General features: G+C 67.4%; 11 protein-coding genes. 4 read left to right on the forward strand and 7 right to left on the reverse strand.

Annotated features, from left to right (window positions below; all coding sequences use genetic code 11):
* Positions 1-112: 112 nt before the first annotated feature.
* The 5 genes from N5C88_RS16025 to ppc form a co-directional block, all read right to left on the reverse strand.
* Entirely contained in the window at positions 113-1048 is a 936-nt protein-coding gene (locus N5C88_RS16025) for a 3-hydroxyacyl-CoA dehydrogenase family protein (protein WP_059378003.1), read from the reverse strand.
* Between the two features lie 278 nt (positions 1049-1326).
* Positions 1327-3786 (reverse strand): TonB-dependent siderophore receptor, encoded by a 2460-nt coding sequence (locus N5C88_RS16030; protein ID WP_280015752.1) that lies wholly within the window; start codon positions 3784-3786, stop codon positions 1327-1329.
* A 120-nt stretch (positions 3787-3906) separates the two neighbouring features.
* The gene (locus N5C88_RS16035; RefSeq protein WP_054459435.1) at positions 3907-4908 is read right to left on the reverse strand and encodes a FecR domain-containing protein; all 1002 of its coding nucleotides are present in this window, start codon (positions 4906-4908) and stop codon (positions 3907-3909) included.
* Positions 4909-4914: 6 nt separating this feature from the next.
* Entirely contained in the window at positions 4915-5436 is a 522-nt protein-coding gene (locus N5C88_RS16040; protein ID WP_280015753.1) for a sigma-70 family RNA polymerase sigma factor, read from the reverse strand.
* A 97-nt stretch (positions 5437-5533) separates the two neighbouring features.
* Positions 5534-8383: a phosphoenolpyruvate carboxylase gene (ppc, locus tag N5C88_RS16045; protein ID WP_280015755.1), complete on the reverse strand. Its 2850-nt coding sequence runs from the start codon at positions 8381-8383 to the stop codon at positions 5534-5536.
* Between the two features lie 223 nt (positions 8384-8606).
* On the opposite strand from ppc, the gene queC reads away from it, so the two are divergent.
* Entirely contained in the window at positions 8607-9326 is a 720-nt protein-coding gene (queC, locus tag N5C88_RS16050) for a 7-cyano-7-deazaguanine synthase QueC (RefSeq protein ID WP_118931684.1), read from the forward strand.
* A 33-nt stretch (positions 9327-9359) separates the two neighbouring features.
* Here queC and N5C88_RS16055 read toward each other — a convergent pair whose 3' ends face one another.
* Complete coding sequence (locus tag N5C88_RS16055; RefSeq protein ID WP_280015756.1) at positions 9360-10550, reverse strand: MFS transporter; 1191 nt, start codon at positions 10548-10550, stop codon at positions 9360-9362.
* Positions 10547-11092 carry a GNAT family N-acetyltransferase gene (locus tag N5C88_RS16060; protein ID WP_280015757.1) on the reverse strand — a complete coding sequence of 182 codons (546 nt, stop codon included), beginning with the start codon at positions 11090-11092 and terminating at the stop codon, positions 10547-10549. The genes N5C88_RS16055 and N5C88_RS16060 overlap by 4 nt, the downstream gene beginning before the upstream one ends.
* A 113-nt stretch (positions 11093-11205) precedes the next feature.
* On the opposite strand from N5C88_RS16060, the gene N5C88_RS16065 reads away from it, so the two are divergent.
* From N5C88_RS16065 to ilvD, 3 genes are all read left to right on the forward strand, one after another.
* Complete coding sequence (locus tag N5C88_RS16065) at positions 11206-12096, forward strand: LysR family transcriptional regulator (protein ID WP_280015758.1); 891 nt, start codon at positions 11206-11208, stop codon at positions 12094-12096.
* 64 nt (positions 12097-12160) lie between these two features.
* Positions 12161-12976 (forward strand): helix-turn-helix transcriptional regulator, encoded by an 816-nt coding sequence (locus N5C88_RS16070; protein ID WP_280015759.1) that lies wholly within the window; start codon positions 12161-12163, stop codon positions 12974-12976.
* 107 nt (positions 12977-13083) lie between these two features.
* A complete protein-coding gene (gene ilvD, locus N5C88_RS16075; RefSeq protein WP_059377972.1) occupies positions 13084-14952 on the forward strand; it encodes a dihydroxy-acid dehydratase in 1869 nt (622 codons plus the stop codon).
* Positions 14953-15089 lie beyond the last annotated feature (137 nt).

A 15089-nucleotide genomic window follows, 5' to 3' on the forward strand; every position in this document is an offset into this window, starting at 1 on the left:
GCGGGGGCGGGTGGGACGATTGCTTTCTTTGTGTGGTTGGGCTTGTGGCCCGCTGGCGCTGGTGGCGGGATGCCCCGCGCCTTATGGTGTGAATGCTTTGCTTGCTCGCCCGTCAGGAGCCGCTGGCCTTGCCGTTGAGCCACTCAGCCAGTTCGCCCAGCGCGGCGCTTTTCTCGCGCAGCACGCGCTCGCGGCGTTCGGGGCTCCAGGTATAGAAGCCCTGGCCGCTCTTGGCGCCGATCTGACCGCTTTCGACCTTGCTCTTCAGGAGTTCGGAGGGTTCGGTACGGTTTTCGAGGTCTTTGTAGAGATAGCTGGCGATCGCGTAGTGCACGTCGATGCCGTTCATGTCGCGTTGTTCCAGCGGTCCTGACAGGGCCAGGCGGATGCCCAGGCTCCACTTGACCACTTCGTCGATGTCCTCGGCGCTGGCCACGCCTTTCTCCAGCAGCGAGATGGCTTCGCGGGCCAGGGCGTGCTGGATGCGGTTGGCGATGAAGCCGGGGATGTCCTGGCGCACCAGCACCGGACGCTTGCCCGCGTAGCGCAGCGTGGCCATCACCCGGGCGACGGTGTCTTCAGACGTACCGTCGTTGCGCACCACTTCCACCAGCGGAATCACGTCCGCGGGCGTGAAGAAATGGGTGCCGACGAAACGGTCGCGGCGCACCACCGCGCTGGCGATGGCGTTGATGGACAGGCCGGAAGTGTTGGTGGCGAAGAGGGTGTGCGCGGGGCACAGGGAATCGAGCTTGGCAAAGATGCCGCGCTTGAGTTCCAGGTTTTCTGGCACGGCCTCGATCACCAGGTCGCTGTTGCAGGCTGCTTCCAGCCCGGGCGCGACTTGAATGCGCTGCATCGCTTCCTGGACGTTGCCCGGGGCGTACACATTCAGCTGGCGGTCTATGGTCTGCAGCGCGCGGTCCAGCGCGCCTTCCATCGGGTCGATCAGGACGACGTTCAAGCCCTTCGAGGCGAACAGCGCGGCGATGCCGCTGCCCATGGCGCCTGCGCCGACGATGGCGAGATTCTTGAGGGGAGTATCCATGATGGTTCGCTCGATGCTGACACGCCGGGCTTGCGGGCGGGCACGGGCGGAACCAGGGTGCTTTCTGTCTCTTCCGGGGTGCCTTCCTGTGCGCCTGGCCAGAAAAATCGTTTTGTTCTATATGCGAACATTTGTGCGTATATAGAATTTCTGAAAGAGATAGTACTAAAAGTCGCGGGGGGCGGACAAATGGGGAATTTTTGGTGTCCGACTGGTGGACGGTTCGCAGGCAGGGGACGCCGGCCCGCGCTCTGGCGCGAGCGCGGGCCGGCCTGACTTCACCAGCGGTAGGTGGCGGTGCCGATCACCCGGCGCGGTTCGCCGTAGAAGCAGCCGTAGGTGCAACTGCCGATATAGGTCTTGTCGGTCAGGTTGGACGCGTTCAGCGCGAACTTCCATGGCCCCGTCGCGTAGCTGATCATGGCGTCGAACAAGGTGAAGGATGGCACCTCCACCGGCATGCCGTGCGCCATGCCGCGGGTGCTGCCCACATAGCGCAGGCCAGCGCCGATTCTCAAGCCAGGCAGGCCGAAGTCGCCGAAACCATAGTCGCCCCATAGCGAGAACTGGTTGTAGGGGACCGAGCTCAGGCGCTTGCCTTCCTCGTCGGGTTGCAGGGGGCTGGCCTTGAGCGTGCGCGCGTCGGTGTAGGCGTAGGCGGCGATCAGGTTGGCATTGCGGCCGATGCGGGTGCGCGCCTCCAGTTCCAGGCCGCGGGTCCGCGCCTCGCCGGCCTGTATCTGATAGGACGTGTCCAAGGGGTCGGTCACGGTCATGTTCTTGCGGGTCAGTTGGTAGACCGCCGCCGACAGCATGGTGTCCGAGCCGGCGGGCTGGTAGCGCAGACCGGCTTCGTACTGCTGGCCGGTGGTGGGCTGGAAGCGGCTGCCCTGGCGGTCCTGGCCGCTGGTGGGCTCGAATGACTCGCTATAGCTGAGGAACGGCGCCAGCCCGTTGTCGGCCAGGTAGACCAGGCCGGCGCGGCCGGTGAAGGCCTTGCTCTTTTCGCCGTCCGCATATTTTTCGTCGGTGAAGAAGTTGCGCTCGTCGACCGTGACCCAATCCTGTCGTCCGCCCAGCAGGACGACCCATTTGTCGGCGATCTTGATCTGGTCCTGAAGATAGATGCCCAGGCGCTTCATGTCGGTGACGGAGGAGGACCCGGGGAACGGCGCGACGGGGCCTAGCGGCATGCCATACACAGGATCGTAGAGGTCGATGTTGTTGTTGCTGCGGATATAGCGTTCGGTTTCGTGTTTGGGCAGCGAGTAATCGATGCCCGCCAACAGCGTGTGGCGCACCATGCCGCTGCCCACCTCGTACTGCAGGGACGTATCGGAGATCAGGGCGGAGGAGCGATCCCAGCGTGGCATGGCGCCGCGATCGGCGGTCCAGCGCTGGTCGGGCGCGAGCTGCCAGATGTCGGTGGAGTGATAGGTGCTGTCCGCATGGAAATAGCGCGCACTGTTGCGCAGCTTAAGCTGGCTGTTGAACGCGTGTTCGAACAGATAGCCGATCGAATAGCGTTCCATGTTGAACTTGTCGAAACCAGGCTCGCCGGTAAAACGATTGCGTGGGATCCGGCCGTTGACGTTGGGGAGCACCGTGCCTTGCGCCGGCAGGCCATAAACGTAGACGGTGTGGTCCTTCTGGTATTCCGCAAGCAGGGTCAGCGAGGTGGCGGCGCTGGGCTGCCACGTGATGGCAGGCGCGATGTAGGTCCGATCGTCAGGCACATGGTCGATGAACGTATCGCTCTCGCGCAGCAAGGCGGTCAATCGGTACGACCACTTGCCATCTTCATCGAGCGCGCCGCCGAAATCGCCGGAGATCTGCTTGCGGCTGTAGTTGCCCGCTTCAACGTTCAGTTCGCGCAGCGGCTCCACGGTGGGGCGTTTGCTGACCGTATTGATGATGCCGCCGGGCGACGCGGAGCCGTAGAGGACGGAGGATGCGCCCTTGAGGAACTCGATGCGCTCCAGCCCATACACCTCCTGCCGCCCGTTGTAGATGTTCACGGTGTACAGCATGCCGTCGCGGTAGTAGTTGCCCAGGTTGCTGCGGAAGCCCCGCAGGAACAGGCTGTCAGACGTGCGGTCCATGCCTTCAGCGCGGCTGACGCCCGCCACGTAGCCCAGCGCATCTTGAATGCTCTGGGATTTCAGGGTGTCGATTTCCTCCGCGCCCACGACCGAGATCGATTGCGGCGTTTCGATGATGGGCGTGTCGGTGCGGGTGCCGGTCGCGCTGAGCCGGGCCGCGTAGCCATGCAGGGGGCCGGTGGCGGTCTCCGCGGCCTGCGCGGTGACGGTCACGGCTTCGAGCGTGGTGGCGTCGTGGTGCGACGCCGGCGCGGGGCGCAGCGTGTAGCTGCCGTTGCTTTCCGGCAGGGCTTGCAGGCCTTGGCCGCGCAGCAATTCACCGAAGCCTTCGCGCACCGAATAGCTGCCTGACAGGCCGTTGCTGCGCTTTCCATGCAGCAGCGCGGCGTCCATGCTCAGTTCTACGCCGGCCGCGCTGGCGTAGGCATTGAGCACCTGGCTCAGCGGGCCGCCGGCGATGTCGTAGCTGCGCCTGGTCTCGACGCTCTGCGCCTGCGCGGTGGCGGTCGCGCCAGGGATGACGCAGAACGCCACGCTGAGAAACAGCGCCAGGCGCATCAGGCGGGGAATCGCGGGGCGGAGCGCTGGCGTGGCTGGCGCGTGGGAATGGGACCTGGGCTGCGGGTGACGGGACATTGGGTGATGCCTTGCGGTTCGTGCTGGAGATGAAAGGGGGTCACCCTATATCCCGAGCAAGAACGCCGAATCCGCAATTGCCGCCTCGAAAAGTTTGTAACGGCGACAGCCGATTGGCTGTCATTGCGCTGCCTGCACTGTCACCCAGTAGCGCGTCCGGTAGCTCACCGCCACCGGCAGAGCCCGCGTGAGGTTGTCCAGCGCCCGGTCCGTGTTGCGTACGGAAAAGACGCCGCTCACCAGCAGGCCCGCAACCTCGGGATCGCAGCGCAGCAGGCCTGGCCGGTAGCGGGCCAGTTCTGCCAGGAATTCGTCCAGGCGCATGGCATCGGCCACCAATACCCCGCGGCTCCAGGCCGCCGCGCTTTCCTGCGCAGGACTAGGTGCCGCGGCCCCGCCTGATGAAAAGCGCGAACCCTGGCCGGCTTGAAGCAGGACTGCCTGTTCCGGTGCGCCGAGGGGACGGATTTCCACGGCGCCTTCGAACACGGCCACGCGGGAGGTTTCGGTATCGTCCCTGACCGAGAATCGGGTGCCCAGGGCCTGGATGGAGCCATGGCGGCTGCGCACCCGGAACGGCCGGGCCATGGCTGCCAGATCTGGCGCGGTTGCTACCAGGATTTCTCCGGCGTGCAGCACCACCACGCGTTCGTCCGCGGTGAACCTGAGGTCGATGGCGGTCGCGGTGGACAGCGTCACGCTGGACCCATCCGGCAGGGTGATGGTCCGGATTTCGCCAGTGCCGCTGCGGTAGTCGGCCGTTGCGGTTTGCCAGGAGTCGGTGCCGCGCAGGACGTAGCCCACGCCCACGATGGTTGCGCCCAGCCCCAGCAGGCTGATCGCGCGGCGCCGCGAGACGCCAGCCGGGCGTTTGCGCAGAGCGTGGCTGGCGGCCTGCGGCGATACGCTGCCGAGCTTGTCCTCGAATTCCAGCAGCCGTTGCCAGGCCAGTTCATGGTCGGCATGTTGCGCGCGCCAGCGGGCGCAGTCGGACTGGTCGGTGGGGTTGACGTCTTCCGACCACAAGCGCGCCATCCATTCGGCTGCCCGCTGCACGATGGCGGGGTCGATGGCCCTATTCAAGCCCTGGGGATTTGACGGAATGCCGGGCGTGGCGGACATGCCCGGTCAGCCGCCAGGGGTCGCGTGCAGGGCCTGGTAGCAGGCCAGCAGCGCGGAAGCCACGTATTTCTCCACCGACGACACCGACACGGCCAGCCGCGACGCGATGTCGCGGTAGCTCAAACCGTCCAGTTTGCGCAGCAGCAGCGCCTCGCGTGCCTTGGCTGGCAGGCTCTGCAGCACGGCGTCGATCTCGACCAGGGCTTGTACCGCCATGGCGCGGGCTTCTTCCGACGGCGCATGCGCCTGCGGCAGACCGGCGAGGGCTTCGAGATAGGCGGCCTCGATCTGGCGGCGGCGGTAGAGGTCGATCACCAGGCCGCGGGCGACCTGCACCAGATGCTGGCGCGACTGGTGCGGTTCGGGCAGCCGGCCAGTGTGCAGGATGCGCAGATAGGTGTCGTGCGCCAGATCCGCCGCGTCGAACGCATTGCCCAGCCTTCGACGCAGCCAGCTTCTCAGCCAGCTGTGATGATCGGCATACAGGCCTTCGATGCCCTGCTGCGCTGCGGATTGGTTGGTCGACATGCGGGCCCCTGCAACGCGCGAAGGCGGTAAAAATGGCGCGGGTAAAAGATGAGAATCGGACTCATTCTATACCGCGCACCATTTCGCCAGCAATGCGCTAGCCCGAGTTGCGCAGCCCCGCCGCAATCCCGTTGATGGTCAGGTGGATGGCGCGCTGCACACGCTTGTCCATTTCGGCCTCGGGATGCTTCTGCGCCGCGCGGTGGCGGCGGATCAGGTCGATCTGCAGGTAATTGAGCGGATCGATGTAGGCGAAGCGCTCGCGCAGCGAAGCCTGCAGCGTGGGATTGTCGGCTAGCAGTTCGCGCTGGGTCAGCAGTTTGAGCATGGCCAGCGTGCGGCCGTGCTCGGCGCTGATGGCGCCGAAGATGCGCTCGCGCACGCCGCGCTGCGGCACCAGCTGCGCGTAGCGCGCGGCGATCGCCAGGTCGGACTTGGCCAGCACCATTTCCATGTTGGACAGCAGCGTGCGGAAGGCGGGCCAGTCGCGCGCCATTTCGCGCAACTGGGCCAGGCGGCCGCGGCGCGAGCGGGGCGCGTCGGGGGCGCCGGTTTCCAGATAGGCCTCGATGGCCGAGCCCATGCCGTACCAGCCGGTCAGCATCAGGCGGCATTGCGCCCAGGAGAAGCCCCAGGGAATGGCGCGCAGGTCTTCGATGCGCTGGCCCTTCTTGCGCGAGGCGGGACGCGAGCCGATATTCAGGCCGGCGATTTCGCTGATGGGCGTGGCGGCGAAGAAGTAGTCGGCGAAGCGCGGGGTGTCGTAGACCAGGCCGCGGTAGGTGCGCTGCGCGGTTTCGGACATGAAGGACATGGCGGGGCCGTGCTGGGCCATGTGCGCGTCTTCGGCGCTGGTGGCTTCGGCGCGCGGCGCCAGGCTGGATTCCAGCGTGGCGGCGACCAGCAGTTCCAGGTGCCAGCGGCCGACCTCGGCGTCCTTGTACTTGCTCTGGATGACTTCGCCCTGTTCGGTCAGGCGGATCTGGCCGGCCACGGTGCCCGGGGGCTGCGCCAGGATGGCGTCGAAGCTGGAGCCGCCGCCGCGTCCGACCGAGCCGCCGCGGCCGTGGAACAGGCGCAGGCGCACGTTGCGGGCCGAGAACACGTCGACCAGCGCGCGTTCGGCCTGGTAGAGCGACCAGTTGGACGTGAGGAAGCCGCCGTCCTTGTTGCTGTCTGAATAGCCCAGCATGACCTCCTGCGCGCCGTTCTGCGCCAGCTTCACGCGCTGGCGGACTTCGGGCAGGTCCAGCCAGGCGGCCATGATCTCGGCGCCGCGCTGCAAGTCGGGAATGGTCTCGAACAGCGGCACCACCATCAGGCCGTCTTCGGGCTGGATCTCCTGGCCGGCGGGGGCGATGAGACCGGCTTCCTTCTGCAGCACCATCACTTCCAGCAGGTCGCTCAGGGTTTCGGTGTGCGACACGATGGTCTGGCGCACGGCCTGCTTGCCGTAGCGCGCGCGGCCGGCGGCGGCGGCGCGCAGCACGGCCAGTTCGCGCGTGGTGTCTTCGCTATAGGCGATCCAGGGCGAAGCCAGTGGACGCGCCTGCGCCAGTTCGGCGCGCAGCAGTTCGACGCGTTCTTCTTCGGTAAGCGCCAGGTAGTCCAGCGGCTTGCCGTCGCGCTGCGTGCCGGCGAGGGCGAACAGCTCGGCCAGCGCGCGCTCGTGCACGTCGGAACTCTGGCGCAGGTCCACCGTAGCCAGATGGAAGCCGAACACTTCCACGGCCTGCTGCAGGCCGGCCAGACGCAGCTTGGCGATGGGCGAGCCATGGTGGGCGGCCAGCGACGCGGCGATCACGGCCAAGTCGGCGGACAGTTCTTCCGGACCTTCGTAGGCGCTTGCTGCGACGGTGCTGCGGCGGGCCAGGTCCTGGCCCGTCAGGCGTTGCGCGGTGGCGGCCAGGCGGGCGTACACGCCGACCAGCGCGCGGCGGTAGGGCTCATCGCGGCGGTGCGGCGAATCGTCGCCGCTGGCGTCGGCCAGCGCCAGCAGTTCGGCATCCACGCCGATCAGCAAGGTGGTGACGGACAGCTCCGCGCCCAGCGCGTGGACCTCTTGCAGATAGTGCTCGAACAGCACGGTGGCCTGGCGCAGCAGCGCGCGTTCCAGGGTGCTGGCATCCACATTGGGGTTGCCGTCGCGGTCGCCGCCGATCCAGCTGCCCATGCGCAGGAAGGGCTCCAGCGGCGCGGGCGGAGCGGCGAAGGGCTTCGCGGATTCGCGGCTCAGCAGCTTGGACAGGTCGCCGTACACGCGGGGAATGACTTGCAGGAAGGTGCTGCGGTAGTACGACAGCGCGTTCTCGATTTCGTCGGCCACCGTGAGGCGCGTGTAGCGCAGCATGCGGGTCTGCCACAGCGTGGCGACACGGCCGAGCAGGGAGGCGTCCAGGTCGGCCAGCTCTTCCGGCGTCAGCGTGCCTTCGCGCTGCGTCAGCGCGCTGGCGATCTCGCGGTGCACGTCCAGCGTGCTCTTGCGCTGCACTTCGGTGGGGTGCGCGGTCAGCACCGGCATCACGCAGGCTTCGGCCAACAGGCGGCGGATGCGGGCCACGCCCACGCCCTGGCGGCCCAGGGTCTGCACGGCGTCGCGCAGGCTGCCGCGCTCGGGCGCGCCGCTGGCGATGGCGCGGGCGCGCTGGCGGCGGTTCTGGTCGCGGTCTTCGGCGATATTGGAAAGGTGCAGGAAGTAGCTGAAGGCGCGCGCCACCGAGTTGGGGTCGCTGCCTTGCAGGCGCTTGACGCGTTGCTCCAGCAATTTGCCGTCGGCGTCGTTGCCTTCGCGGCGGAACTTCACGGCCGTGCGGCGCAGGGTTTCGATGGTGTCGAAGACGCGTTTGCCCTCACATTCCTCGATGACGGTGCCCAGTAATCGGCCTAATAGCCGGATATCGTGACGCAAGGGTTCTGCTGAATCGGACTGCGGGCGCATGGCATTCATCTGGCGGGGATCCGTCGAGGCTGCTGAGAGAGGGGGAAGGGGTGGGAAAGAAGAGGCGTTGCAGGTAAACCGGGAAAAAGAACCAGGAAGATTTTACGCAGACTTTTTACGCCAGCCGCCGGCGTCGGTTTAAAGTCCGCCAGCAGCATGTTTACACTAAAGGCAGGCCGTCACCTGTGCGTACAAGCCTTCAGTCCCTTCGTCTTTCCAGAAGCCCCCATTTATGCAAAATCATCAACGTCGCGCGCTCGTGCTGTTTTCGGGCGGCCAGGATTCCACTACCTGCCTGGCCTGGGCGCTGGACCGCTATGCCCATGTGGAAACCGTGGCGTTCGATTACGGGCAGCGCCATCACATCGAACTGACAGCGCGGCTGAACGTGCTGCGCGAGATCCGCAGCAACTTCCCTGACTGGGCGCCGCGCCTGGGCGAGGACCACCTGCTGGACCTGAAGGTGCTGGGCCAGGTGGGCGACACCGCCATGACCAGCGACCGCGCCATCGAGATGCAGGCCAACGGCCTGCCCAACACGTTCGTGCCTGGGCGCAACCTGCTGTTCCTGACGCTGGCCGCCGCGCTGGGCTACCGGCGCCAGCTGGACGTGCTGGTGGGCGGCATGTGCGAAACCGATTTCTCCGGCTATCCCGACTGCCGCGACGACACCATCAAGGCGCAGCAGGTGGCGCTGGGCCTGGGACTGGGCTCGCGGATCACGATCGAGACGCCGCTGATGTGGATCGACAAGTCCGAGACCTGGGCGCTGGCGCATCAGCTGGGCGGCGACGCGCTGGTGGAAACCATCGTCGAGGAAAGCCACACCTGCTACCTGGGCGAGCGCGGCGCGCGCCATGACTGGGGCTACGGTTGCGGCGAGTGTCCCGCCTGCAAGCTGCGCAAGATCGGTTGGGAAAAATGGGTGGTGGCTTCCGCCGCCGAAGGCTGAAACGCCGGCCGCCGCCATCGCGCGGCGGGCGCTTCAGGCTAATGCCGCGCGCGTCCTGGCGATGAACTTCCACCTCAGCGCGAACGCCGCCGCACCGATAGCCGCGGCCAGGCCCAGCGACAGCGCCATCGCGCCGCGCGCACCGTAGCTGTCCACGATGTAGGCATAGGCGACCGGCGAGGCGGCGGTGAGCAGGAAGCTGGGGATCAGCAAGGAACCTACCAGCGTGCCATAGCTGCGGAAGTCGAAGAGCGCCAGCGGCAGGGTGCCGCGGGTAATGGTCAAGAGGCCGTTGCAGGCGCCATAAAGCAGCGCGTAGGCGGCGGTGGCATAGAGGTTGCCGCCGGACAGCAGCGCCAGCAGGAAACACAGGGGCAGCATCGCGCCGACCGCCAGGGTCAAGGTCAGCGGATGCAGGCGCGAGCCCAACGCCACATCGGCCAGACGGGCCGCGAACTGGCCGACGCCCCACAGGGCCGCGACGCTGACCGCGGCGGCCGCGGCCAAGCCCAGGCCCGACAGCAATGAAATCAGATGGGCCGCGTTGCCCGCCGCCAGGAAGTTGGTCAGCATGGCGACCAGCGCGTACAGCGCGCCCGCCAGGCGGCGCTCGGCGGCGTTGCGGGTGAGGCCGGCGGGCGCCTTGTCCTTGCTGCCGGGCGCCGCGGCATAGCGTTCACGCGGCAGCGCCAGGTAAAGCGGCACCGTGGCCAGCGCCAGACCGGCATAGGCCAACGCCGCGCCGCGCCAGCCCAGCCAGCCCGACAGCGCATGACCTACCGGCCACATCACCGTGGACGCCAGTCCGCCGAACAACGTGATCTGCGACATGGGCCGCCGCGCCGACGGTCCGGCCGCGCGCGCCAGCGAGGCGAAAGCCGCGTCGTACAGGCTCAGCCGCATGCCGATGCCCAGCACGGCCCAGGACAGGAAGTACCAAGGGATGGCGTGCGCGATCGACAGGCCCGCGCAGCCCAGCGCGCCCAGTACCGCGCCCAGCGGCATGACGCGATGTCCGCCCCAGCGGTCCACGGCCATGCCGGCCAGCGGCGACACCAGGGCCATCACCACGATGGCCGCCGAAAAGCCGCCGTAGACGGTGGCGGCGTTCCAGCCCAGGTCGGCGGCCATGGCGGGTCCCAGGGCGCCGATCAGGTAGTACGTCACGCCCCAGCCGACCAGCTGCGTCAGCCCCAGGCAGACGATGGCGCGCGGCGCAATCACGGCCGTTGCGGCGGCGTGGCGTCGCCTTCGCCCAGCGCGCGCTGCATCAGCACGGTGTCGCGCCATTCGCCGTGCTTATGCCCCACCGAACGCAGGGTGCCGGCGGGATGGAAGCCCTGGCTGGCGTGCAGCGCGAGCGACGCGGCGTTGCGGCTGTCGCCCACCACGGCCAGCATCTGGCGCCAGCCGGCGGCGGTGCAGCGCTCGATCAGCGCGGCCAGCAGCTTGCCGCCGATGCCCAGTCCGGAGCGGCCCGCCTTCACGTACACCGAATCTTCGACCGTGTGGCGGTAGGCCGGGCGCGGGCGGTAAGGCGTGACGTAGGCGTAACCCACGACCTCGCCGTTGATCTCGGCCACCAGATAGGGCATTTCCATTTCCAGTACGGCGCCGCGGCGCTGGCGCATTTCCTGGATGGACGGCGGCTCCAGCTCGAACGAGGCCGTGCCGTGCAGCACGTGGTGGGCGTAGATGGTCTTGATGGCGGGAAGGTCGGCTTCCGCGCTGTCGCGGATGAGGACGGTGGGAGCGGGGGACGACATGGGCGGGCCGTGAGCAGGAAAGAAAAATAGAAGCCGCCAGTGTCGCGCAAGCTTATTTATTAATAAAGCTTTGGTCCATTATGATTTGCATAAGTAAAACTTTGGATTGAGCGATGCGCGGTCTCAACCTGGATCACCTGCGCACCTTTGCGCAGGTGATCGAACTGGGCAGTTTTTCCGCCGCCGCGGAGCGGGGCGGCGTGACGCAGCCCGCCGTCAGCCTGCAAATCCGCCAGTTGGAGCGGCGCTTCGGCATGAAGCTGGTGGAACGCATCGGCCGCCGCGCCGGGCCGACAGCGGCAGGGCTGGAGCTGCTGTCGCACGTGCGCGTCATCGACGCGGCGCTGGCGCAGGCCGAACTTGCCATGACCGCGCATGCGTCGCAGGTGTCCGGCCGGGTCCGGCTGGGCACGGGCGCTACCGCCTGCACCTATCTGCTGCCGCCTATCCTGGCGGATCTGCGGCGGCGCTTTCCGGCATTGGACATCGTGGCCAGCACCGGCAATACGGCGGACATGCTGCGCGGGCTGGAGAACAACACGCTCGATATCGGCCTGGTCACCTTGCCCGCGCCGGGACGCATGTTCCAGGTCACGCCGGTGCTGGATGACGAGTTCGTGGCGATCTTTCCCGCCGGCGATGCTGCCGCCATTCCCGCGGCCGCCACGCCGCAGGCGCTGGCGCAGCTGCCGCTGGTGCTGTTCGAACCGGGCGCGCGCACCCGCCGCCTGGTGGACGACTGGTTCGAGGACGCCGGGCTGGCCGCCAAGCCCGTGATGGAGCTGGGCAGCACCGAAGCCATGAAGGAGATCGTCGCCGCCGGCCTGGGCTGCGCGATCCTGCCCAGGCTGGCGGTGTCGGGCGCGGGCCGGCGCCAGGCGCTGGAGGTGCGCTCGCTGGCGCCGCGCCTGTCGCGCAGCCTGGCCATCGTGCTGCGGCGGGACAAACCGCTCAGCCGGGGGGTGCGGCATCTGCAGGAGTCGCTGCTGGCGTTGCGTGGATGAATCCGAGGACGTGGGTACACTGGCGCAGACCATTCCACGCCACTTGAATCGCAATCATCGCAAAATGGACAAGCCTGCTGCCCGCAAGCCCTACAAGCCCGCAGAGCTGGACCTGTTTCCCTATGAGTCCTCGCGGCGTCCGGTGGCCGGGCTGGCAGTGGATTACGAAGACGGCCATCGCGTCCGCCGGCACCGCCACCGCCGCGCCCAATTGCTCTATGCGATCTCCGGCGTGATGGTGGTGGATACCGACGCCGGGATCTGGGTGGTGCCGCCCACGCGCGGCGTCTGGGTGCCGGCCTGGGTATCGCACGGCCTGCGCATGAGCGGCGAGCCGCGCATGCGCACCGTGTTCGTCGAGCCCGGCGCGGCCGCGCACCTACCGTCCAGCTGCTGCGTGTTGTCGATTTCCCCCCTGTTGCGGGAGCTGATGGTCGCGGCCCCCGAGGTGCCGCTGGACTGGGCGCCCGACACGCGCGACGGCCGGCTGATGATGCTGCTGCTGGATGAATTGCGCCAGGAGCTGGTGCTGCCGCTGCATCTGCCGCAGCCCGCCGAGCCCCGCCTGGCGCGCATCTGCCGGGCCATCGTGCGCCACCCGGAACGCCAGGACGGCGCGGCCGATTGGGCGCGCGCGCTGGGGGTGGACCCGAAGACTGTGCACCGCCTGTTCCTGCGGCATACGGGCATGACTTTCGGCCGCTGGCGCCAGCAGGCGCGGCTCCTGGCGGCGATGGAGCGGCTGGCGCGCGGCGAGCGCGTGCTGGAGGTGGCGCTGGACCTGGGCTACGAAAGCCCCAGCGCCTTCGCGGCCATGTTCCGCAAGGCCGTGGGCGAGCCGCCCAGCGCCTTTGCGGCCCGTGGCATGGCGTCCGCCTGATGGCCGCGGCCGCGGCCCGGGGGCGGCCAGCGGGCGGGCGCGGCCCGAACCAGCGTATTATTTAACGTTTTGCCGCCTACGCTAACAGCTACAGCCAGAGACAAACCATGCCGCACTACCGCTCCCGCACCTCGACCCACGGCCGCAACATGGCCGGCGCCCGCGCCTTGTGGCGCGCCACCGGCATGAAGGACGGCGACTTCGGCAAGCCGATCATCGCGGTAGTGAACTCGTTCACGCAGTTCGTGCCGGGCCACGTGCACCTGCGCGACCTGGGCGCACTGGTCGCCAAGGAAATCGAGGCCGCAGGCGGCGTCGCCAAGGAATTCAACACCATCGCCGTGGACGACGGCATCGCGATGGGCCACGGCGGCATGCTGTATTCGCTGCCCTCGCGCGAACTGATCGCCGACTCGGTCGAATATATGGTCAACGCGCATTGCGCCGACGCCATGGTCTGCATCTCGAACTGCGACAAGATCACCCCGGGGATGCTGATGGCCGCGATGCGCCTGAACATCCCGGTCGTGTTCGTGTCGGGCGGTCCGATGGAAGCGGGCAAGGTCAAGTCGCCCACCGATGGCAAGGTCATCGCCAAGATCGACCTGATCGACGCCATGATCAAGGCCGCCGACCCCAAGGTGTCGGATGCCGAAGTGGCCGAAGTCGAACGCAGCGCCTGCCCGACCTGCGGCTCCTGTTCCGGCATGTTCACCGCCAACTCGATGAACTGTCTGACCGAGGCCATCGGCCTGGCGCTGCCGGGCAACGGCACCATCGTCGCCACGCACGCCTGGCGCAAGGGGCTGTTCGAACAGGCCGGCCGCCTGGTGGTGGACCTGTGCCGCCGCTACTACCAGGAAGAAGACGAGTCGGTCCTGCCGCGCAGCATCGCCACCAAGAGCGCGTTCCAGAACGCGATGGCGTTGGACGTGGCCATGGGCGGCTCGACCAACACCGTGCTGCACTTGCTGGCCGCGGCGCAGGAAGCGGGCGTGGACTTCACCATGGCCGACATCGACCGCATTTCGCGCAAGGTGCCCTGCCTGTGCAAGGCGGCGCCCGCCACCGACAAGTACCACATCGAAGACGTGCACCGCGCTGGCGGCATCCTGGGCATCCTGGGTGAACTGGCGCGCGCGGACCTGCTGGACCTGTCCTGCGGCAACGTGCACAGCGGCACGCTGGGCAACGCAATCAAGCAATGGGACGTGGCCGGCGGCGCTGGCGAAGAGGCGCAGAAGTTCTACCGTGCGGCTCCGGGCGGCATTCCGACCACGGTGGCGTTCAGCCAGGACGCAACCTTCCTGACGCTGGATACCGACCGCAAGACGGGCTGCATCCGCAGCAAGGAAAGCGCCTATTCCAAGGATGGCGGCCTGGCCGTGCTGTACGGCAATCTGGCTGAAAAGGGCTGCATCGTCAAGACGGCGGGCGTGGACGAGTCGCAATGGGTCTTCACCGGCCGCGCGCGCGTCTTCGAAAGCCAGGACGATGCGGTGGAAGGCATCCTGGGCGACCAGATCGTTCCGGGCGACGTGGTGGTGATCCGCTATGAAGGCCCGAAGGGCGGTCCGGGCATGCAGGAAATGCTGTATCCGACGTCGTACCTGAAGTCCAAGGGCCTGGGCAAGACTTGCGCGCTGTTTACGGATGGCCGTTTCTCGGGCGGTTCGTCGGGTCTGGTGATCGGCCATGCTTCGCCGGAAGCGGCGGAAGGCGGCACGATCGGCCTGGTGGAAGAGGGTGACGTGATCGAGATCGATATCCCGAACCGCAAGATGCATCTGGCGGTGTCCGATGAGGAACTGGCGCGCCGCCGGGCGGCCATGGATGCTCGTGCTGACGGCTGGGAGCCGGTCGGCCGCGAACGTGTCGTGTCACAGGCGCTGCAGGCGTATGCGGCGTTGGCGACTTCGGCGGATCGTGGGGCTGTGCGGGATTTGTCGCAGCTGAAGCAGAAGGGCAAGCGTTGATTTTGCTTGCTGGTGGATAAGAGGGCGGCGCTTTTTAGCGCCGCTTTTTTTTGGTCGTTTGGTGAGTGCTGGTTGGTGGTGACGCCGTGTGGGTGCCGGTGTGGGTGCCGGTGCCGTGGTGCTTCGTAGGCCGCCCG

Origin of the sequence: Achromobacter sp. GD03932 (assembly GCF_029839485.1) — a bacterium.
GTDB lineage: Bacteria > Pseudomonadota > Gammaproteobacteria > Burkholderiales > Burkholderiaceae_B > Achromobacter > Achromobacter bronchisepticus_A.